The 20,965-nt window shown below is 49.6% G+C and carries 18 protein-coding genes; 12 read left to right on the top strand and 6 right to left on the bottom strand.

Annotated elements, in window-relative coordinates:
• The first annotated feature begins 21 nt into the window (after window positions 1-21).
• The 11 genes from bamA (at window position 22) to BZG81_RS09830 (ending at window position 14,581) form a co-directional block, all read left to right on the top strand.
• Window positions 22-2,454: an outer membrane protein assembly factor BamA gene (gene bamA, locus BZG81_RS09880; RefSeq protein WP_077677261.1), complete on the top strand. Its 2,433-nt coding sequence runs from the start codon at window positions 22-24 to the stop codon at window positions 2,452-2,454.
• 20 nt (window positions 2,455-2,474) lie between these two features.
• On the top strand, window positions 2,475-2,984 hold the full coding sequence (locus BZG81_RS09875) for an OmpH family outer membrane protein (protein WP_021021995.1): 510 nt from the start codon (window positions 2,475-2,477) through the stop codon (window positions 2,982-2,984).
• Window positions 2,985-2,998: 14 nt separating this feature from the next.
• Window positions 2,999-4,024 (top strand): UDP-3-O-(3-hydroxymyristoyl)glucosamine N-acyltransferase, encoded by a 1,026-nt coding sequence (lpxD, locus tag BZG81_RS09870; RefSeq protein WP_077677260.1) that lies wholly within the window; start codon window positions 2,999-3,001, stop codon window positions 4,022-4,024.
• 84 nt (window positions 4,025-4,108) lie between these two features.
• Window positions 4,109-4,561 (top strand): 3-hydroxyacyl-ACP dehydratase FabZ, encoded by a 453-nt coding sequence (fabZ, locus tag BZG81_RS09865; RefSeq protein WP_077576836.1) that lies wholly within the window; start codon window positions 4,109-4,111, stop codon window positions 4,559-4,561.
• A 2-nt stretch (window positions 4,562-4,563) separates the two neighbouring features.
• Window positions 4,564-5,352, top strand: a complete 789-nt coding sequence (gene lpxA, locus BZG81_RS09860; RefSeq protein ID WP_021021992.1) for an acyl-ACP--UDP-N-acetylglucosamine O-acyltransferase — start codon at window positions 4,564-4,566, stop codon at window positions 5,350-5,352.
• Window positions 5,352-6,506, top strand: a complete 1,155-nt coding sequence (lpxB, locus tag BZG81_RS09855) for a lipid-A-disaccharide synthase (RefSeq protein ID WP_077677259.1) — start codon at window positions 5,352-5,354, stop codon at window positions 6,504-6,506. The genes lpxA and lpxB overlap by 1 nt, the downstream gene beginning before the upstream one ends.
• Window positions 6,499-7,098: a ribonuclease HII gene (gene rnhB / locus BZG81_RS09850; protein WP_077459727.1), complete on the top strand. Its 600-nt coding sequence runs from the start codon at window positions 6,499-6,501 to the stop codon at window positions 7,096-7,098. The genes lpxB and rnhB overlap by 8 nt, the downstream gene beginning before the upstream one ends.
• Before the next feature lie 45 nt (window positions 7,099-7,143).
• Window positions 7,144-10,623: a DNA polymerase III subunit alpha gene (gene dnaE / locus BZG81_RS09845; protein ID WP_077677258.1), complete on the top strand. Its 3,480-nt coding sequence runs from the start codon at window positions 7,144-7,146 to the stop codon at window positions 10,621-10,623.
• Window positions 10,624-10,678: 55 nt separating this feature from the next.
• The gene (gene accA, locus BZG81_RS09840) at window positions 10,679-11,638 is read left to right on the top strand and encodes an acetyl-CoA carboxylase carboxyl transferase subunit alpha (protein WP_077677257.1); all 960 of its coding nucleotides are present in this window, start codon (window positions 10,679-10,681) and stop codon (window positions 11,636-11,638) included.
• Between the two features lie 97 nt (window positions 11,639-11,735).
• Window positions 11,736-13,037: a tRNA lysidine(34) synthetase TilS gene (tilS, locus tag BZG81_RS09835; RefSeq protein ID WP_198533643.1), complete on the top strand. Its 1,302-nt coding sequence runs from the start codon at window positions 11,736-11,738 to the stop codon at window positions 13,035-13,037.
• 194 nt (window positions 13,038-13,231) lie between these two features.
• Window positions 13,232-14,581, top strand: a complete 1,350-nt coding sequence (locus BZG81_RS09830) for a sodium-dependent transporter (protein WP_021021986.1) — start codon at window positions 13,232-13,234, stop codon at window positions 14,579-14,581.
• A 71-nt stretch (window positions 14,582-14,652) separates the two neighbouring features.
• Here the strand turns inward: BZG81_RS09830 and BZG81_RS09825 are convergent, their stop codons facing one another.
• The 6 genes from BZG81_RS09825 to tsaA all read right to left on the bottom strand — a co-directional run bounded on the left by BZG81_RS09825 (window position 14,653) and on the right by tsaA (window position 19,920).
• The gene (locus tag BZG81_RS09825; RefSeq protein ID WP_077576830.1) at window positions 14,653-14,841 is read right to left on the bottom strand and encodes a DUF4250 domain-containing protein; all 189 of its coding nucleotides are present in this window, start codon (window positions 14,839-14,841) and stop codon (window positions 14,653-14,655) included.
• Between the two features lies 1 nt (window position 14,842).
• Window positions 14,843-15,046 (bottom strand): YaeP family protein, encoded by a 204-nt coding sequence (locus BZG81_RS09820; RefSeq protein WP_021021984.1) that lies wholly within the window; start codon window positions 15,044-15,046, stop codon window positions 14,843-14,845.
• 62 nt (window positions 15,047-15,108) lie between these two features.
• Complete coding sequence (locus tag BZG81_RS09815; protein ID WP_021021983.1) at window positions 15,109-15,963, bottom strand: GGDEF domain-containing protein; 855 nt, start codon at window positions 15,961-15,963, stop codon at window positions 15,109-15,111.
• Between the two features lie 122 nt (window positions 15,964-16,085).
• Window positions 16,086-17,216 carry a patatin-like phospholipase family protein gene (locus tag BZG81_RS09810; protein ID WP_077677255.1) on the bottom strand — a complete coding sequence of 377 codons (1,131 nt, stop codon included), beginning with the start codon at window positions 17,214-17,216 and terminating at the stop codon, window positions 16,086-16,088.
• 218 nt (window positions 17,217-17,434) lie between these two features.
• Window positions 17,435-19,150 carry a proline--tRNA ligase gene (locus BZG81_RS09805; RefSeq protein WP_077677254.1) on the bottom strand — a complete coding sequence of 572 codons (1,716 nt, stop codon included), beginning with the start codon at window positions 19,148-19,150 and terminating at the stop codon, window positions 17,435-17,437.
• Between the two features lie 44 nt (window positions 19,151-19,194).
• Window positions 19,195-19,920 (bottom strand): tRNA (N6-threonylcarbamoyladenosine(37)-N6)-methyltransferase TrmO, encoded by a 726-nt coding sequence (gene tsaA / locus BZG81_RS09800; RefSeq protein ID WP_077661042.1) that lies wholly within the window; start codon window positions 19,918-19,920, stop codon window positions 19,195-19,197.
• Window positions 19,921-20,040: 120 nt separating this feature from the next.
• On the opposite strand from tsaA, the gene gmhB reads away from it, so the two are divergent.
• Window positions 20,041-20,601: a D-glycero-beta-D-manno-heptose 1,7-bisphosphate 7-phosphatase gene (gene gmhB, locus BZG81_RS09795; RefSeq protein WP_108743480.1), complete on the top strand. Its 561-nt coding sequence runs from the start codon at window positions 20,041-20,043 to the stop codon at window positions 20,599-20,601.
• Window positions 20,602-20,965 lie beyond the last annotated feature (364 nt).

The raw sequence follows: 20,965 nt of genomic DNA, 5'->3' as shown, positions 1-20,965 counted from the left end.
CAAGGATAAGTCAGATAGCACATGGCGATGAAAAAACTATTAATAGCGTCTCTTTTAATCAGCAGCAGTATGGCGCATGCTGACACATTCGAGGTAAGCGATATCCGCTTTGAAGGCCTACAGCGCGTCAGCTTAGGAGCTGCATTGCTATCGATGCCGGTCCGTGTCGGTGACAACGTCGACGACGAGGATGTGGCGGATGTGATAAATGCACTGTTTGCCTCGGGTAATTTCGAGGATGTGCGCGTCTATCGCGATGATCAAACCTTGCTGGTTAAAGTCGTGGAGCGTCCTACTATTGCGAGCATTTCGTTCTCAGGCAACAAAGCAATTAAAAAAGAGCAGCTACAAGAAAACCTCACCTCTTCTGGGTTGCGCGTCGGTGAGGCGCTTGATCGGACTAAACTCAGCAAAATTGAAAAAGGTTTAGAAGACTTTTACTACAGTGTGGGTAAATACAGTGCGTCGGTAAAAGCCGTTGTTACGCCTTTGCCACGAAACCGTGCAGATTTGAAGTTTGTATTTACTGAGGGTGTCTCGGCCAAGATTGAGCAGATCAATTTCGTGGGCAACGACGTCTTCAGTGATGACGCATTACGCGATAGCTTCGATTTGCGTGCCGATGTGCCGTGGTGGAATTTCTTAGCCAACGAAAAGTATCAAAAGCAGGTGCTTGCGGGCGATCTGGAAAAACTGCGTAATTTTTATCTCAATCGTGGGTATTTAAAGTTTCGCGTTGAATCGACCCAGGTGGCTATTTCGCCAGATAAAAAGGGTGTTTACATCACTCTGAATGTGAATGAAGGCAAGCCGTATGAGATTGCTGATGTCAACTTTCGTGGCGATCCGCAAAACGAAGACACTTACCGTTCATTGGTCAGCTTTACCCGTGGTGATACCTACAATGGCGATAAGGTGACTGCACTCGAAGAGGCCATTAAGCGCCATCTTGGTGAAACCGGCTTTGCCTACCCCAAAGTCAATACCATGCCGACTTTTGACGATGACAATCAACAAGTCTCACTGACCGTGAATGTCGAGCCGGGTAAGCGTATCTACGTGCGCAATATCCGCTTTTCCGGGAATACCACGTCTAAAGATGAAGTGTTACGCCGTGAAATGCGACAGCTGGAAGGAACCTGGCTAAACGCCAAAGCGGTCACTCGGGGGAAAGAGCGGTTGAGTCGTACCGGCTTTTTCCAGAATGTTGAAGTGGACACTCAGCGCGTACCAGGCACGGACGATCAAGTCGATGTTAACTATAAAGTCAAAGAAGCTAACTCAGGCAGCATCAACTTTGGTATCGGTTATGGCACCGAGTCAGGCGCCAGTTTACAGCTCGGTTTGCAGCAAGATAACTTTGCCGGTACCGGTAATCGCTTTGGCATCAACGCCATGGTCAATGATTACCGTAAAAACCTAACGCTTGAATACCGTGACCCTTACTTTACCCTCGACGGTGTCAGCCTTGGCGGTAAGGTCTTCTACAACGAGTTTGAGGCGCGTGACGCCAACATCGTTGAGTATACCAACGAGAGTTACGGTACCAACCTGACGTGGGGCTTTTGGACCGATGAGCTGAATTCGATCGACTTCTCGCTCGGTTACACCCACAACAAAATCGAAAATATTGGTGAGTACTACCAAATCAAGAAATTTCTTGACCGTCACGATGATAACCGTACGAACAATGGTGGACTCGAAGTCGATGATTTTGATATGTCCGTTTCATGGACGCGTAACAACCTTAACCGTGGTTACTTCCCGACTGCCGGTAATTATCAGCGAGCGTCTTACCGCATGACAGTACCGGGCTCAGACGTTCAGTATTTTAAAATGCAGTACGATATTCGCCAATACGTGCCGTTGACGCAAGAACATGAATTCACCCTATTGATGCGTGGCCGACTTGCGTATGGTAACGGTTATGGCCAAACCAATGGCCAAGACCATATGCTGCCGTTTTATGAAAACTATTACGCGGGGGGGTTCTCCTCGTTGCGCGGTTTCCGCTCAAACTCGGTTGGGCCGAAAGCAGTCTATGGCAAGGGTGGTTCACCTCAGCCAAATAGTGATGATGTTGAGAATAATGAAGGGGATTACGGCTCTTCAGATTCTGTAGGCGGTAATGCTATGGCACGCGCCAGTGCCGAGTTGATTGTGCCAACACCGTTTGCCTCAGAGGAAGCGCGCGAACAAATCCGTACCAGTGTGTTTATCGATGCCGCTTCAGTGTGGGATACCGAGTATGACGTATCCGCCGCTGCTGCTTACAGTGGCCGGGATAATATTAAGGATTATTCAGATCCATCCAATATCAGTGCCGCTTACGGTGTGGCACTGCAGTGGATGTCACCGATGGCACCTTTGGTGTTTTCCATCGCAAAACCTATAACTAGCCAGCCTGGCGACGATGAAGAGTTCTTTACCTTCACGATCGGGCGCACATTCTGATGATCAGAAAGGAGACTATTGTGAAATCATTTTTGAAAGCAGCGGGACTGAGTGTCGCGGTATTGACCACGTCCATGTACGCATCAGCGGCTGATGCTGCACAGAAAGTGGGCTACGTATCAACCGGCGCTGTGATGTCGCAGCTAGCGCAAAAAAATAACCTCAATGAGAAATTGCGTGGTGAATTTAAAGATCGCGTCGCAGAGATTGAACGTTTGAAAGAAAAGCTCTCAAAAGGCGTAGAAAAACTTAAACGTAATGGTGAGCTGATGAGCGAAGACGAGCGCGTGAAGCTACAACGCGAGCTTCAGTCGATGGAGTCTGACTATAAACTCAAAGTAAAAGCCTTGCAGGAAGATCAGCGCAAGCGCGGCGGCCAAGAAGAGTCTAAGCTGGTGCAAAAGCTGAAAAAAGCCGTCGATAAAGTAGCAGAGCAAGAGGGCTATGACATCGTGATTGATGCCAATGCCGTTTTGTATGCGAACCCAAGTGATGATTTGTCTGAAAAAGTGATTAACGCAGTTAACTAACCGTCGAGGAGCCCATGGTTTCAATTACTCTCGCTGAATTAGCGGAAAAACTGGATGCACAGCTCCACGGAGACGGCGCTGTAACGATAACCTCGCTTGCAGGGATGAATTCAGCGGGAGAAGGGCAAATTACCTTCTTATCGAGTCCGAAATATCGGAAGGGTCTTGCACTGTGTCGTGCTAGCGCGGTGATGCTTAAAGAAGGCGATCTTGCTTATTGTCATGGCAATGCCTTGGTGGTGTCAGACCCCTATTTAGCCTACGCGAAGGTCGCACAAATTTTAGATACGACCCCTGCCTGCGCCACCGATATCGCGTCGTCAGCGGTCGTTGCAAGTGATGCCGTCCTAGGTGAAGGCGTCGCCATTGGCCCTAATGCGGTGATTGAATCTGGGGCGTTGATTGGTGACAACGTTCAAATTGGTGCAGGTTGCTTTATTGGTAAGGGCGCAAAACTCGGCGCGCGGACAAAACTGTGGGCCAATGTTAGCGTCTATCATCATGTCGTTATCGGTCAAGATTGTTTGGTTCAAGCAGGAACAGTGATCGGCGCAGATGGGTTTGGCTACGCCAATGACAAAGGCAACTGGATTAAAATCCCTCAGCTTGGCCGGGTTGTGATTGGTAACCGAGTCGAAATAGGTGCCTGTACCACTATCGACCGTGGGGCGTTGGATGATACCGAGATTGCTGATGGCGTGATTATCGACAATCAGTGCCAGATTGCGCATAATGTCTCGATTGGTGAGAACACGGCAATCGCGGGTGCAACGGTAATGGCAGGCAGCCTCAAAGTAGGCAAACACTGCATTATCGGTGGCGCCAGCGTGTTTAATGGCCATATGGAAATCACAGATAACGTGACCATCACAGGAATGGCGATGGTAATGCGGCCAATCACTGAGCCGGGCATGTATTCGTCCGGTATTCCGTTACAGCCCAACCGCGAGTGGCGGAAAACAGCCGCGCGTGTGCTCAAAATTGACGAGATGCACAAGCGACTTAAAGAGCTGGAACATCAGCTCGACAAACAAGATTAACGCCGAGAATAGCAGGCCCGCCTTAGTAACGCGGGCCGTTTTGCGTTAATGAAGTCAGTATTGGATTTGAACGGGAATACTACCTTGACTCGCGAAAACAAAGTTCTATATATCAATGAAATCAAAGAGCTGTTACCACACCGCTATCCTTTTTTGTTGATTGATCGTGTTACCGATTTTGAAGAAGGGCAATACCTTCACGCGATTAAAAATATTACGGCTAATGAGCCTCAGTTCACCGGGCATTTTCCGCAGCTGCCGGTGTTCCCAGGCGTACTGATCCTAGAGGCGATGGCGCAAGCGACAGGCTTGCTCGCGTTTAAGACCTTCGGTAAGCCGAAAGACAACGAGCTATACTATTTTGCAAGCATTGATAATGCTAAATTCCGCCGCCCAGTCTCGCCAGGCGACCAACTGGTTCTCGAGGTAGAATTTATTAAAGAGCGCCGAGGTATTGCGGCCTTTACTGGCGTCGCAAAAGTCGATGGTGATGTTGTCTGCTCGGCTCAATTAAAGTGCGCAAGAAGAGAGATCTAATTGTGATCCACGAAACTGCCTATATCCATCCCGCTGCCGTTGTCGAAGACGGTGTAGTTCTGGGGGAAAACGTAAAAATTGGCGCCTTTTCTTATGTGGGGAAGGGCGTAGAGATCGGTGCAGGAACCGAAGTGATGACCCATGTGGTGATCAAAGGGCCTACGCGTATTGGTTGTGATAATAGAATCTATCAGTTCGCCTCCATTGGTGAAGCATGCCAAGATCTTAAATATGCTGGTGAGCCAACAACATTGGAAATTGGTGATCGCAATACCATTCGGGAAAGCGTGACCATGCACCGCGGGACGGTGCAAGATAAAGGCGAAACCAAAGTTGGCAGCGACAACCTGTTTATGATTAATGCCCACGTCGCCCATGATTGTGTGGTAGGGAATCATTGTATTTTTGCCAACAATGCGACCTTGGCAGGACACGTCCATGTCGATGACTACGCGATAGTGGGCGGGATGTCAGCTATTCACCAGTTCTGCGTCATTGGTAGTCATGCCATGCTCGGCGGCGGATCCATTGTGGTTCAAGACGTGCCACCGTATGTGATGGCTCAAGGCAATCACTGCGCACCGTTTGGGATCAATGTGGAGGGTCTCAAACGCCGTGGCTTCGACAAGTCCGCCATTCGGGCCATTCGTGCGGTGTATAAAAACATGTATCGCGCCGGTAAAACGTTAGAAGAAGTGAAAAAAGAGCTCGCGGCGCAAGCAGAAGACGAACCTGCATTGGCGTTGTTTGTTGACTTTTTTGCACGCTCAACGCGAGGCGTTATTCGTTAATGTTACCGAGTGAGCGTCCATTACGGGTTGGAATCGTCGCCGGAGAAATCTCCGGCGATGTTTTAGGTGAAGGCCTCATCAAGGCACTGCGCGCCCAGCACCCGAATATTGAATTTGTCGGCATTGGCGGCCCACGAATGATAGCGCAAGGCTGCCAGAGCCTGTTTGATATGGAAGAGCTGTCCGTGATGGGGTTGGTCGAGGTCTTGGGTCGACTGCCGCGTTTATTGAATGTGAAGGCCGCGCTGGTGAAGCACTTTACTGCTCATCCGCCTGATGTCTTTATTGGTATTGATGCGCCGGACTTTAACTTACGTCTTGAAGCATCATTAAAAAAAGCCGGAATAAAAACCGTCCATTACGTCAGCCCGTCAGTGTGGGCGTGGCGGCAAAAGCGGATCTTTAAAATTGCGGCCGCCACGGATCTTGTCTTAGCGTTTCTGCCCTTTGAAAAAGCGTTTTACGATAAGTTCGACGTGCCGTGTGCCTTTGTCGGTCACACCATGGCGGATAGCATTCCGATGCAAGTGGATAAAACGGCGGCACAGCAAACCCTGGGGCTTGACCCCAATAAACGTTGGTTAGCGGTCCTTCCGGGAAGTCGCGGCAGTGAGATGGCGATGTTAGCCCCGCCGTTCATACAAGCCTGCCAACAGCTTGCGGCACGTTATCCGGAACTTGGCTTTGTGGTTGCTTTGGTTAACTCGGCACGTCGCGAACAGTTTGAGCAAGCTTGGCAGGCCATTGCCCCAGAGCTTTCGTTTACCTTGGTTGACGATACGGCGCGCCAGGTTATTAGTGCGGCCGATTCTGTGTTGCTGGCGTCGGGAACCGTCGCGCTTGAATGCATGTTACTCAAGCGTCCTATGGTGGTGGGCTACCGCGTGAAACCACTGACAGCATGGCTGGCAAAGCGTTTGCTTAAGACCCAGTATGTCTCGTTGCCGAATATTTTAGCAGACGCGCCACTGGTGCCTGAACTGCTACAGGAAGACTGTCAGCCAGAGGCGTTAGCGAAGGCCGTTAGTGATCAGCTTGATAGCGATAATCAAGCACTGTTGTCCACCTTTACTGCGTTGCATCAAACCATTCGTCAAAATGCGGATGCCTCCGCCGCCAAGGCAGTATTAACACTATTGGGTCACCATGACTGAACAACCTTTTGTATACCCGGACGCCAACGTGATTGCTGGTGTTGATGAGGTCGGGCGAGGCCCGCTTGTCGGCGCGGTGGTGACAGCGGCGGTGATTTTAGATCCCAATCAGCCGATTGTTGGATTAACCGATTCAAAGAAATTGAGCGAGAAAAAGCGGCTTGCGCTGTATGATCAGATCAAGCAAAAAGCGCTTTCATGGTCTGTTGGACGTGCTGAGCCTGATGAAATTGATGCACTCAATATATTACACGCCACGATGCTAGCGATGCAGCGTGCGGTGAATGGGCTGTCGGTTACTCCAGATTATGCGCTGATTGACGGTAATCGCGTACCTGACTTACCGATGCCGGCGCAAGCCGTTGTGAAAGGTGACTTACGCGTGGCGGAAATCAGTGCCGCCTCAATTTTAGCCAAGGTCGATCGCGATCATGAAATGGCGTTGCTGGATGCCGCGTATCCAGGCTACGGATTTGCCCAACATAAAGGGTATCCGACCAAAGTTCATATGGCCGCTTTAGCTGAGCACGGTGCCTTACCGATGCATCGTAAGAGCTTTAAGCCGGTTAAACGCGCGCTCGGTATCGACTAGTGCGCGCTATTTATCTCAGCCAATCATAGTGAAGTAGCGAGTTTTATGTCTGAGCCACGTTTCGTCCACTTACGCATTCATAGTGATTACTCCATGGTTGATGGAGTGTCCAAAGTGCCGCCATTGGTAAAAAAAGTGGCGGAAATGGGCATGCCTGCGATGGCACTCACCGATTTCAGTAATTTATGTGGGTTGGTTAAGTTCTATAACACTGCGAACAATGTGGGTATTAAGCCCATTATCGGGGCAGATTTTAATGTTCAGTCTGATGCGTTTGGCGATGAGTTATGTCAGCTAACCCTGCTTGCCACCAATAAAGTTGGGTACAAAAACCTGACATTACTGATCTCCAAAGCGTATTTGCGCGGCCATGTGCAGCATCGTCCTGTGATTGATCAACAATGGCTCGTTGACCATGCCGAAGGCCTAATTGTGCTATCTGGCGGCTGTCGTGGTGATTTGGGTCGTGCTTTACTGAAAGGCAACCAAGCGCTCGCCGAACAGTGCGCACACTTCTACCAGCGGTACTTTCCTAACGCTTACTATATGGAGTTGGTGCGGACCGGACGCCAAGATGAAGAGAGCTACCTTCATTTTGCGGTCGACTTTGCTGCCGAGCATGATTTACCTGTAGTGGCGACCAATGAAGTCTGTTTTCTCTCGCCCGATGAATTCGATGCTCACGAAATTCGCGTCGCGATTCATGATGGCTTTACGCTCGATGATCCGCGTCGGCCTAAACACTACAGTGCAGAGCAGTATTTACGCACTGAGCAAGAAATGTGTGAGCTGTTTGCGGATATTCCCGAAGCACTCACCAACAGTGTTGAAATAGCCAAACGCTGTAATGTGCCTGTTCGGCTAAACGAATACTTCTTACCGAACTTCCCGACCGAGGGAATGGACATTGATCAGTACCTGGTTAAACGCTCGCAAGAGGGGTTGGAAGAACGTCTCGCCTTTTTGTTTCCTGATGAAGCAGAAAGAGCACGTCGACGACCCGACTATGACGCACGCTTAGAGCGTGAGCTTGGCGTGATTAACCAAATGGGATTTCCCGGGTACTTTTTGATCGTCATGGAGTTTATCCAATGGTCAAAAGATAACGATATCCCCGTTGGTCCAGGGCGCGGTTCGGGCGCTGGCTCATTGGTTGCGTATGCCCTCAAAATCACCGACCTGGATCCGCTGCAATTTGATCTGCTTTTCGAGCGCTTCTTGAATCCCGAGCGTGTCTCGATGCCGGATTTCGATGTCGATTTCTGTATGGATAAACGGGATCTGGTGATCGACCATGTCGCCGAAATGTACGGACGTGATGCGGTATCTCAGATCATTACCTTTGGTACCATGGCGGCCAAGGCGGTTATTCGCGATGTAGGTCGGGTGTTGGGACACCCTTACGGCTTTGTTGATCGCATTTCTAAACTTGTGCCTCCTGATCCAGGGATGACTCTTGAGAAAGCCTTTGACGCAGAGCCCCAGCTGGTCGAAGTCTATAACAATGATGAAGAAGTCAAAGCGCTGATCGACATGGCGCGGAAGCTGGAAGGGGTTACACGTAACGCGGGTAAGCATGCGGGCGGGGTAGTGATTTCGCCCACGACGATTACCGATTTCTCGCCACTCTATTGTGATAGCGAGGGACACCACCCTGTTACCCAGTTCGATAAAAATGATGTTGAAACCGCAGGCTTGGTGAAGTTTGATTTCCTGGGCCTGCGAACCCTGACGATCATCGACTGGGCGTTGGGCATGATCAATCCTCGCTTGAAAGCCAAAGGGCTGGATCCGATTGATATTACCGCGATCCCGATGACCGATCAGGCATCCTTTGCGATGTTGCGTAAAGCCGAGACGACCGCGGTTTTCCAGCTGGAATCACGTGGCATGAAAGAGCTGATCAAGCGTCTTCAGCCCGATAGTTTTGAGGACATGATCGCTTTGGTGGCGTTGTTCCGGCCGGGCCCGTTGCAATCAGGGATGGTCGATAACTTTATTGACCGTAAGCATGGCCGAGAGCAGGTTTCTTATCCCGATGAGAAGTGGCAACATCCGTCACTGCAAGAAACGCTTGAGCCGACTTATGGCATCATTCTCTATCAAGAGCAGGTGATGCAGATTGCGCAAACGCTAGCGGGGTATACTCTGGGCGGTGCAGACTTGCTGCGTCGTGCCATGGGTAAGAAAAAGCCCGAAGAAATGGCCAAGCAGCGTGCAATCTTTGAGAAAGGGGCGATCGCCAACGGCATTGATGGCGAGCTGGCGATGCGCATCTTCGACTTAGTAGAAAAGTTCGCCGGTTACGGCTTTAACAAATCGCATTCAGCGGCATATGCGCTAGTTTCTTATCAAACGCTGTGGCTAAAAGCGCACTATCCCGCTGAGTTTATGGCGGCGGTGATGACCGCTGATATGGATAACACCGATAAAGTCGTGGGGCTGGTTGAAGAGTGTCGCCGCATGAAGCTGACGGTGTTACCGCCCGATGTGAATGCGGGTCTGCATCATTTTACCGTGAATGACGAAGGTGAGATTGTCTACGGTATTGGGGCGATTAAAGGGGTTGGCGAAGGCCCTATTGATACAATTGTCGCCGCTCGCGAGCAAGACGGTTATTTCCGAGACTTGTTTGATTTTTGTGCTCGAATTGATACTAAAAAAGTCAACAAACGTGTGATTGAACGGCTGATCCGCGCCGGTGCTATGGATAAACTGGGGCCACATCGTGCTGCGATGATGGCGTCTGTCGATGAAGCGATTCGCGCCGCGAGCCAACACCATCAAGCTGAAGCATATGGGCAAACCGATATGTTCGGGGTATTAACTGATGCCCCTGAAGAAGTTGAGCACGCCTACGCGCATGCGGCCCCTTGGCCAGATAAAGTATGGCTAGAGGGAGAGAGAGAAACGCTAGGGTTGTATTTAACCGGTCATCCCATTAATAGTTACCGCAAAGAGCTGAAAAATTATGTGACCTGGCGGCTGGAAGATGCGCACGCAACTAAACGCGATGTGATCTCGACCGTTTCAGGGTTGGTGATTGCTGCGCGAGTCATGACCACCAAACGCGGCTCTCGGCTGGGGATACTGACCCTGGATGATCGTTCGGGCCGGATGGAAGTGATGCTTTTTTCTGACGTGCTCGACAAATATCTTGATCTAGTGGAGAAAGATCGCATTCTGGTGGTCTCAGGACAGGTCAGCTTTGATGACTTCAACGGGGGGCTTAAAATGACCGCCCGTGAATTGATGGACATTAGCCAAGCGCGGGAAAAATACGCGCGTTGTTTGGGCATATCGATGTCGTCTAAGCAAATAGAGGCCCCCTTTTTTGAACGATTTCATGATGCACTGGCGCCGTATCGTTCGGGTACGGTGCCGGTGAATATCTATTATCAGCGTGATGATGCGCGTGCTCGGTTGCGTTTAGGCGCGGAATGGCGTGTGACGCCAACCGATGAATTAATCGACACCTTGAAAGGCTTGCTCGGTAATGATCAAGTCGAATTAGAGTTTAACTAAGCCAGGCTGGTGACGTATCGCGTACACTGGCGGTGACCAATAGGATTCTCTTGGTATGAGTCTTAATTTTTTAGAGTTCGAAAAACCGATCGCAGAATTAGAAGCCAAAATTGAGGCCCTTCGTGCGGTGTCCAAGCGTGGCGGAGAAGACGCGGTTAACTTAGATAAAGAAATCGAGCAGCTGGAAACCAAAAGCGTTGAGCTTACTCGAAAGATTTTTGCTGATTTAGGTGCTTGGCAAGTCGCGCAGTTGGCGCGTCATCCACAACGCCCTTACACCTACGATTATCTGAACCGGATTTTTCACGAATTTGATGAGCTGGCCGGCGATCGTGCGTATGCCGACGACAAAGCATTAGTCGGTGGATTGGCGCGTCTTGACGGGCGTCCAGTGATGGTGATCGGTCACCAAAAAGGGCGTGATACTAACGAAAAGGTAAAACGTAACTTTGGAATGCCAAAACCAGAAGGGTACCGTAAAGCATTACGCCTGATGAAGATGGCGGAACGGTTTAATATTCCTGTGATCACCTTTATTGATACCGCCGGCGCGTATCCTGGTGTGGGCGCGGAAGAGCGCGGCCAGTCGGAAGCGATTGCTCGAAACCTTAAAGAAATGGCTGGGTTAACTGTCCCCATTATTTGTAATGTGGTCGGTGAAGGAGGCTCTGGAGGAGCGTTAGCGATAGGCGTAGGCGATTACGTCAACATGCTGCAATACTCAACCTATTCGGTGATTTCGCCTGAGGGATGTGCGTCGATTCTTTGGCGTGATTCAGCAAAAGCCCCTCAAGCGGCGGATGCAATGGGGATCACAGCGCCACGGCTTAAAGAGCTGGGTTTAATTGATACTGTGATTAGCGAACCACTTGGGGGCGCCCATCGCGATTTAACCGCGATGGCAGAGCGTATTAAAGACACCTTGTTGGCCCAGCTGGCTGATTTGGAAGGCTTGGATACGGAAAGCCTGCGCGATCGTCGTTACCAGCGTTTATTGAACTACGGTTATTGCTAAGCCGTTATGGTATTTATAGGGATAAAAGGGCCTTCGGGCCCTTTTCTTTTTAGCAGCGGCCAGCAACAATGGCGGATTATATCAACAGTGAATGCCTATGCTTTACCAACAACTTTGTGATTGTTTGGCACCGTTAACCTCGACGCCACGGCAGATCATTCTCGCATTAAGCGGTGGTCTGGACTCTCGGGTGCTGCTTGCACTGTTGGCTCAGTATCGTGATCAGCATCCTCAGCATTGTTATCGGGTGGTCCACGTTAATCATGGTTTGCAACTGCAGGCTGAACAATGGGCGAGACAATGCCAACACTGGGCTGCACAAGCGGGCTTTGACTGTCGAGTTGAGCATGTTGAACTCGACAGTGCGCTCAGTCTTGAACACGCCGCGCGTGAAGCAAGGTATCAGGCCTTGCAACAACATCTAGAGCCGGAAGGTTTAGTGTTGACGGCGCAGCATAGTGACGATCAGGTTGAAACATTTTTCCTCGCGCTAAAGCGTGGCAGTGGCCTCGACGGATTAGCAGGGATGCCCGAGGTGCGTCCATTAGGACAGGGCTGGCTCGTGCGGCCTCTCTTAGCCCAATCACGTGCTGCCCTTGCAAGCTATGCCAGCAGCCATGGGCTGAGTTGGATTGATGACCCTAGCAATCAGCAAACTCGCTTTGATCGCAACTTCTTACGTCAGCACTGGTTACCGCAAGCCGATGCGCGCTGGCCTGGCTTTCGACAAGCCGTTCAACGCACACAGCGCCTATGTGCAGAGCAATCCTCACTGCTGACGCGTTTTATCGCGCCGATAGTGGAAAATGCACTTAGTGATTCAGGCGCGTTACCGATCGCGGTACTCCCCCAAGCGGATCCTGCCATGGCGCATGCGCTGCTCCGTCATTGGCTAAAGCGATATAAGTTGGTGCTCACTTATGCGCAGTTACAGGTGCTTATCCGTGACGTGATCCACGCCAAACAAGACGCTAACCCGTGTTTGACGATCGCAGATGTCAGTATTCGTCGCTATCAGCAACAGCTTTATGTCGTCACACCTTGTGCCGACTTATCGCAGTGGCAAGGAGAGTTAACACTGGAGCAGCCCCTGACGTTACCCGATGGGCTTGGACAATTGCACTTGTTGCCCTTTGAGGCGACAGCGCCAGGTTTAGCGCTCGGACCATTAACCTCAACGCTCAAGGTCCACTTTAATCCGAGTGGCTTAGCAATGCATCCTGTTGGGCGGCAAGGGCGGCGAAAATTAAAGAAGCTTTATCAAGAGGCGGCGATCCCAAGTTGGTTACGTCGTCGGCAACCTATTGTCTGTGACGATCAGGGCGTGGTAGCGGTGGCTGACCATTTTGTTCGTCTAGGGGCGAGTGGTCAGCAATGGCGACTCGTTTGGCAACGTTAGCGTTAGTCTTTGCAAACGGATGTTTACCTATTTTTACTCCGTTAAACTGAGGACAAAAGAAACATCGCGCATCATGGCGGCATAATAGCATGCCCGTCTAGTGATGATTAATTGAGCAGTTAAGCGCCCCGGGCTTGCTTAATTTTCCCGAATTACTTAATGTACTAGTCTAATGATACATGAGGTGAGTGGTAATGGCATCAAGTCGCGAGTTATTCGGTACTAGAATTGGCTTCGTTCTCGCTGCAGCAGGGGCTGCGGTTGGGCTCGGTAATATTTGGGGGTTTCCGACGCAAGCGGCCAGTAATGGCGGGGGCGCTTTTTTGCTCGTCTATCTTCTGATGATTCTGCTGGTCGCGTTTCCGATGCTGGTGGTCGAGATGGCGATAGGCCGTCATGGTCGAGCTAACCCGCTAGATAGTATGCGTGCATTAAGTGACAACCCACTAATGAAGCGCTTAGGCAGTGGTGTGGGTCTTATTGGCCTGGCGGTGCCTTGTATGGTGTTAGCGTTTTATAGCATCGTTGGTGGTTGGTTAGTGTCATTTTTGCTCGCCGCGGTCGCAGAGATCCTGCAATTTACCGATACAGCGGCTTGGTTAAAAGGCTTTTCGGCGTCGCGTAACCTGTTTGGTGCTATCCTTTTTTATGTTTTGACTATTTTTATCGTCCAAGCCGGGGTCAAGCAAGGGATCGAACGCTGGTCAACGCGTTTGATGCCTGCGCTATTTGTCTTATTTGCCGCCATGTTCATCTACATCATGACATTGCCAGGCGCGACAGAAGGACTAAAGCACTATCTCATCCCAGACTTTAGCAAGATCATGGACAAAGACTTGTTGCTAGCCGCGATGGGGCAAGGCTTCTTTTCGCTGACGATTGGTGGGTGCTCGATGTTGATTTATGGCTCTTACCTTAGCCAGAAAGAGAATTTGCCGAAGATGGCCTTGAGTGTGACCTTGGTGGATACTGCTGTGGCGGTAGTTGCGGGGTTAGTGGTATTGCCAGCGATGTTTGTGGCGATGCATCAGGGCGTCGAAATCTATGCTCAGGATGGCAGCTTACTTAGCGCCGATACTTTAGTATTCACCGTGTTACCCTTGCTGTTTGAAAGCTTAGGTGCTGCTGGCCCCTATGTGTCTTTGGTCTTCTTTTTATTAATGACGATTGCCGCACTGACGTCTTCTATTTCTATGCTCGAGTGTCCGGTTGCACTGGCTAGCGAGCGGTTAGGATCAAATCGTAAATTGACAAGCTGGGTGCTTGGCGGCTTGATTGCGGCGTTGAGTGCGGTGATTGTTTTCCACTTTGGTACTTTGTTCGGGTTAGTGGCAAAAGTGGCGACGCAATACTTCCAGCCTTTTGCTGCTTTACTGTTTTGTTTATTTGGTGGCTGGATCTGGGCGCGTGACCGTAAATTGTCTGCCTTACGTGAGGGCTATGAAGAGATTGAACAGAGCCTTTTTTGGAAAATTTGGCCCGCCTATGTGAAGTTCGTGTGTCCTATTTTGGTGGCAACCGTGTTATGGGTGTCACTGGGTTAAGCGAACACGCTCACAGGGTGAATTGAGATAAAAAGCGGACATCATGTCCGCTTTTCTCGTTTTAATCCTGATTATCGAAATTGCTTCGTTGCTTCCAGGTAGTCAAAGCCCGCGTCTTTAAGCCGAGCACAGAGAGCGGCTTTATCTATCTCGTAATAGCGAACCAAATCGTCCAAGCCATCGAATTCATCACGCAGCTTCATGTTGATGATGCTCATCAGCATCACAGGATCCATGGTCGCGTAATTGTTTAAATCCATCTTAATCCTCGTGATCGCTAATCAATAAATTGGCTGCTGCAAATGCAGCTTGGTCGCGACGTGACTGAGGAATCGACGGATCTTGTGCAACGTCGTTTAGGGTGTTGATCGCGCAGTGGATCGCCGCGGGAATATAGCCTTGCTCACCACTGCCTATTTCGGCATAGCGTTGGCGAATAAGATCACAGCAGTCTGCAACTTTCATGATTGTCTCCTCAAGTGATGATAAGGAGCACTATACCCAATCTCACCGGCAGGAGGAAAGTATTAACGTGCGCGCTTCTGGCGGTACATGCTCTGGTCAGCACGCTCGTAAAGAGAGAGGTTATTGTCGCCTTGTCGATACTCAGAAAATCCGACCGAGGCACTGATCTGATGGCTGGATAGCAGGTGGTCTTGGCCAACGAGTTGTTTAACGCGTGTTGTGACTCGCTTGACTGACGTTTGGCTGGCGGGCTGTAAGATGACGGCAAACTCATCGCCGCCCAGTCGATAGCAGCGATCACTTCCTCTTACCGCTTCCCTAACCAGCAAGGAAAAGCGGCGTAACACTTTATCGCCGTCCAAATGACCATAGGTGTCATTGACTTGTTTAAAGTTGTCCATATCGAACATCACCATCACAAGGCCGATATTTTCTCGCTCGCATACAGCAACCGCATGCTGAAGATCCTGCTCAAAGCTCGTACGGTTGTGTAAGCCTGTTAAACCATCAAGTAACGCCATATTTTTCACACGCGTATACTCAACGGCATTATTAAGCGGGCCGGCTAATAACTTGTGATAGGTGTGTAACAAGCTAATTTCGTCTCGGTCGAGCTTATAAGGTGTCGAATATTGAAGGACACCAAGCGGCTGTTTATTGAACTTGATTGAAAACGTTTGACGAAAGGTATGTTGCTCACCACGGCGAATGATATTGGAGATGTCATCGTGCTCCCAAATAATCCGACCGATATCGATATGTTTTTCTAATTGGCGCGCATAGACCTCGAACAGGACCTTTATATCAAGGTGGCCTTGCAGTTTTTGCAGCAACAACAAGCGCTGATCGGCGCCCAACGGAATAATCCGCGGGGGGGAATCAGCCTTTGTATACTGCTTTATGTGCGAGGCATTCATTAAAGGATAACAACTCTACAATCGTGTGTGTTTGTAATGGTAAAGCAGAAATCATGCCAGCCTTTAATATTCATCCTAATCATGGTGAGGAGAGGCTAATAAGCATGTTGTTTTTTAGATAATTAATCGGTCAGTAGAGAGAGAATATCAGACTGATGATTGTGTGCATCGCGATAACCAATGTCAATCAACTGGCGAAGGTATGCCGGCTCAAATAACAAATAACTCGCTAGGGTCGCATCTTGACCGGCATTGATGCCTAATAATTTGAGTAAACTCCGCAAGGCTATCGGCATATGTGGGTAAAAACGCTTGGCTAGGGGCTCAAAAGGCTCAGAAGGACGCAGATGTAAGGCATCAATATGGCGTAATCCCAACTGTTGCTGCTGTGATGGTGTCAGCGCACTAGCCACTTGATTAAGTCGTTGAAGGTGCTCCAAATCTGCAGACAGTGTATCGGCGAAAATGGCATTCATCAGGTGGCCGCCGAGCATTGCTAGTCCAGGGGCTGCATGATTAATTTGAGTAGACTGCCGGATCCCAGTGGTCAAATCTAAAATGAGGATACGCTCTGCATCCATTTTTACCGCTGGCCGCAAAGGTGCGATCTGGTGGATGGCACCGTCACCGTAAAACTCATGGCCAATTCTAGATGCTGGAAACATGAACGGAATAGCGGAAGAGGCGAGTAAGTGTTCTGTTGATATTTGACTGCGGCGGCCCACCGCCCGGGCACGTACCCAAGGCGGAATATCCGGATCTCCTTGGAAAAAGCTGACTGACTGGCCGGTTTGATAGTTAGAGGCGGTGACGGATAGCCCGTGTAAGTGCCCAGCTAAGACCTGATAATTAAGTTTATTAAAGTTAATGGTTTGATTAAGCAGATAGCGTAAAGGTCGGTTATTTAGTAAGCCAAAGGGAATGGGAGGTTGATAGTGAGACTGAAAACGTTGCCCGGTTTGTGACAACAGGTGGCCAATCAATGCGCTGGGGTGACTCGCAATGACACGAGACGTACTCAATCGGCGCCATAGCCACGACAGTTTTTTGACGCCTAGTCGAAAACATGACGCATGGCTCGCAAGGGAGACGGCATTAATCGCACCGGCTGATGTGCCACAATAAATAGTAAACGGGCTAGTATGCACGCGCGGATACCACTGCGCGATCGCCGATAACACACCAACTTGGTAAGCGGCTCGGGCCCCACCGCCAGTCAGCACCAAAGCTGTCTTAGGTTTGCTTTTGGCCATACATATCTCATCCTCGCGCTAACAGTTTGATTATAGACAGCCTGTGTGCGCCGATGCATGGTCATTGTCACACTCTTTCCAACATTCAATCTTTTAAACATTGCGGATGGTGACTGCGTTAAATAGAGGGCTTTGTAATCAGTGAGGCCGGTTGGCAACAAATCAGCAAAAAAATACCCCGCTAAAACGGGGTATTGAATGCAACCATCACGCGCTATTTAAGCGAGTTTTGATTGAATGAAAGTCAGTGCATCGTCAATCGCAAAAGGCACTTTCTCGCCATCACGACGGTGTTTGTACTCGAACACTCCGTTATCCATGCTGCGCTCTCCGATAACAATCGTGTGAGGAACACCGACAAGTTCAATGTCGGAGAACATTACGCCTGGGCGCTCTTTACGATCATCGAATAATACATCGATACCAGTGTGAGTCAGATCAGCATAGAGTGCTTCTGCTGCTTCGCGTACGCGCTCAGACTTATGCATATTCATCGGTACAATGGCAACTTTAAATGGCGCAAGGGCATCGGGCCAGATAATGCCATTTTGGTCATGGTTCTGTTCGATGGCGGCAGCAATCACACGCGTAATGCCGATACCGTAACAGCCCATTTCTAGCATCGCGTTCTTGCCATCCTGTCCAAGCACGCCGGCATTCATTTTTTGCGAGTAGTTATTACCAAGCTGGAAAATATGACCGACTTCAATACCGCGTTTAAACATCAGCGTTCCTTTGCCACACGGGCTAGGGTCGCCTTCGACAACGTTACGTAGGTCCTCAACTTGGTCAAGCGTCGCATCGCGTCCCCAGTTGATCCCGAAGTAGTGCTTATCGTCGATATTGGCACCTGCGCCAAAATCGTTCATGACTGCCACACTGCGGTCAACGATGAAAGGAGACGGTAAGTTGACAGGCCCTAAAGAGCCAGGACCCGCTCCAACCAGTGCGCGGATTTCTTCTTCAGTCGCAAAGGTAAGTGGTGCAGCAACCTGTGGTAGGTTCTCTGCTTTCACTTCATTCAACTCGTGGTCACCACGGATGATTAGGGCGATAAGATCAGACTCTACCTCGTCAGAGGCTTTGACAAATAAAGTTTTTACCGTCTTTTCAATCGGAAGCTCAAACTGCGCAACCAACTCAGCGATGGTTTTCGCATCAGGAGTATCGACGAGCGTCATTTCTTGGGTCGGTGCATCAGCCTGCGTTTTAGGTGCCAAAGCTTCGGCTTTTTCAATATTTGCCGCGTAGTCGGACTCGGTTGAAAATGCAATCAGATCTTCACCACTGTCGGCCAGGWCATGGAACTCGTGTGATGCTGACCCACCAATCGCACCGGTATCTGCTAACACAGCACGATAATCCAGCCCCATACGATTAAAAATGGCACAGTAGGCCGCACGCATTTTCTCGTAGCTTTGTTCCATGCCTGCTTTATCAATATCAAAACTGTACGCGTCTTTCATTGTGAATTCACGTGAGCGCATAACACCAAATCTTGGACGTACTTCATCACGGAACTTGGTTTGGATTTGATAAAGATTGAGCGGCAGTTGCTTGTATGAATTAATTTCATTACGTGCCAAGTGCGTAATCACTTCTTCATGCGTAGGGCCTAAGACAAAATCACGCTGATGGCGGTCAGCAATACGAAGTAGCTCAGGACCAAATTTCTCCCAGCGCCCCGTCTCTAACCAAAGATCAGCAGGTTGGACAACGGGCATCATGGTCTCAACGGCACCGGCTCGATTCATTTCTTCGCGCACAATGCGTTCAACATGGTGAAGTACGCGGACACCCGAAGGCAACCAAGTATAAAGGCCAGAGGCAAGTTTTCGAATCATGCCCGCGCGCAGCATCAGCTGGTGGCTGACAATCTCTGCGTCGCTAGGGGTTTCTTTCAAGGTAGAAAGCAGATATTGACTGGTACGCATTTAAAGTTATCCGTTGAAATTGGCGTTCAATAAGTCCAAACATATTAACAGTGTGGGGGAGTTTCGACAAAAGCTTCTACCGCCACGACCAGGATTTGCGTAGGTTGTACATAAAACCGCACGTTAAAATCAAAAAGGTGTACGGCGTAACATTTATCATCCTTTTTACCCTGTTTATAAGCAGGACGAGGATCCTGGGCTAATACTTCGCTAATCACGCGTTGATGGTAGGCTTGATAAGGAGATTGAGATAAAGCCTGTAATGCGTTGTCAGAAAAACGGACGTCCATTGGGGTCGGTTTGGTTTGAGCAAATCCGCCTTGAGCGTCGGCTATGCTATCTGAATAGGGAATGTATGGTTTTATATCGATAATAGGTGTCTGGTCGACGAGATCGCATCCGCGCAGTGTTAAGGTGACCTGCCCGTTATCCTGTGACACATCAACCAGCTCGACGGCTGACATGCCAATACCGTTAGGGCGAAACGTCGCTCGGCTAGCAAAGACGCCAATACGTTCATTCCCACCTAAACGAGGGGGACGCACTGTCGGTCGCCATCCTTTCTCTAAGTTTTGGTCAAAGAGAAAGAGCAACCATAGATGGGAATATTGTTCGATGCCTCGGACAGCCTCAATCTGATTCGCGTCATCGTGTAATTTAAGGTGGGCAAGCGCACTCGGTGCCAGCCCCGGTTGGCGAGGAACAGCAAACTTTTCTTTAAACGGTGATTGGAGCGTGCCGATCGGCGTGATAGAAAATGGGGAGCGCATAAACGAATAAACCCGACAATAAAGCCGCTATACTAGCATGCGAAAGAGACGGGGAGTATGGATGCAAGTCAGTCTTGAGCGTGACATAATCTGGTGACTATTGATGAAGAGGAAAAATGCGTGAGGCTACCAGCAATTTTTATCGATCGTGATGGCGTGGTGAATGTTGACCACGGTTATGTGGCCAGTATCGATAACTTTGAATACATTGACGGTGTGTTTGAGGCGTGCCGCGCGTTAAAAGAAAAAGGGTATCTTTTAGTGTTAGTCACTAATCAAGCGGGCATTGCTCGTGGTTACTACAGCGAAGAAGATTTCTTACAATTGACAGAGTGGATGGATTGGAACTTTGCCGATAAAGGTGTCGATTTCGATGGCATCTACTATTGTCCGCATCATGCACTAGACGGCATCGGTGAATATCAACTTGATTGTGACTGCCGAAAACCTAAACCAGGTATGCTCTTAGAGGCAGCGAAAGAGCTTGATATTGATTTATCTCGCTCTGTGATGGTGGGTGATAAAGCAGATGACATGAAAGCCGCTCAAGCAGCAGGCATCGAAACGCGTTTTCTGGTTCGTTCAGGGAAGCCCGTTACCGAAGAAGGGATGGCGTTAGCGACCGCGGTCCTCGTATCGATTGCCGATGTGCCGGATGCATTGAAAGATACCCAAGCGTAAACATATATTTAACGATACGGCGAAAAGTTGTGCGATTAGATTTTTTTTGAACAAAAACACTTGCATCAAAAAAACAACTCTCTATAATTCGCTTCTCGTTGGCACGGCAAGCCGAGCTAACAACGGCAACACAGACAAGCAAAACAAAATGCTTGACTCAGTGCCAAAGTGGCGTATTATGCCACTCCCGCTCAACGATGAGCGGCGCTCTTTAACAATTTGACCTATGCAATCTGTGTGGGCACTCGTTGAGAATAGACAAAAAGATTTATTCGATGAACTGAGTGACCAATACGAAACAACGTTTACGTTGTTCGGCACAGTCAATTCGTTTGTCTCGCAAGAGACGAACAAAACAGTATTT

It is taken from the genome of Salinivibrio sp. MA607, from assembly GCF_001996245.1.
In the GTDB taxonomy this organism is placed as follows: domain Bacteria; phylum Pseudomonadota; class Gammaproteobacteria; order Enterobacterales; family Vibrionaceae; genus Salinivibrio; species Salinivibrio costicola.
Note: the sequence above shows the minus strand (reverse complement) of the source record. Positions and strands in the feature narration are given on the sequence as shown.

Bases quoted from the DNA above. Each gene is read 5' to 3' on its own strand.
- bamA (WP_077677261.1), top strand. From the start codon at position 22: ATGGCGATGAAAAAACTATTAATAGCGTCTCTTTTAATCAGCAGCAGT.
- lpxD (WP_077677260.1), top strand. From the start codon at position 2,999: ATGGTTTCAATTACTCTCGCTGAATTAGCGGAAAAACTGGATGCACAG.
- lpxB (WP_077677259.1), top strand. From the start codon at position 5,352: ATGTTACCGAGTGAGCGTCCATTACGGGTTGGAATCGTCGCCGGAGAA.
- rnhB (WP_077459727.1), top strand. From the start codon at position 6,499: ATGACTGAACAACCTTTTGTATACCCGGACGCCAACGTGATTGCTGGT.
- dnaE (WP_077677258.1), top strand. From the start codon at position 7,144: ATGTCTGAGCCACGTTTCGTCCACTTACGCATTCATAGTGATTACTCC.
- accA (WP_077677257.1), top strand. From the start codon at position 10,679: ATGAGTCTTAATTTTTTAGAGTTCGAAAAACCGATCGCAGAATTAGAA.
- tilS (WP_198533643.1), top strand. From the start codon at position 11,736: ATGCTTTACCAACAACTTTGTGATTGTTTGGCACCGTTAACCTCGACG.
- BZG81_RS09830 (WP_021021986.1), top strand. From the start codon at position 13,232: ATGGCATCAAGTCGCGAGTTATTCGGTACTAGAATTGGCTTCGTTCTC.
- BZG81_RS09825 (WP_077576830.1), bottom strand. From the start codon at position 14,841: ATGGATTTAAACAATTACGCGACCATGGATCCTGTGATGCTGATGAGC.
- BZG81_RS09820 (WP_021021984.1), bottom strand. From the start codon at position 15,046: ATGAAAGTTGCAGACTGCTGTGATCTTATTCGCCAACGCTATGCCGAA.
- BZG81_RS09815 (WP_021021983.1), bottom strand. From the start codon at position 15,963: ATGAATGCCTCGCACATAAAGCAGTATACAAAGGCTGATTCCCCCCCG.
- BZG81_RS09810 (WP_077677255.1), bottom strand. From the start codon at position 17,216: ATGGCCAAAAGCAAACCTAAGACAGCTTTGGTGCTGACTGGCGGTGGG.
- tsaA (WP_077661042.1), bottom strand. From the start codon at position 19,920: ATGCGCTCCCCATTTTCTATCACGCCGATCGGCACGCTCCAATCACCG.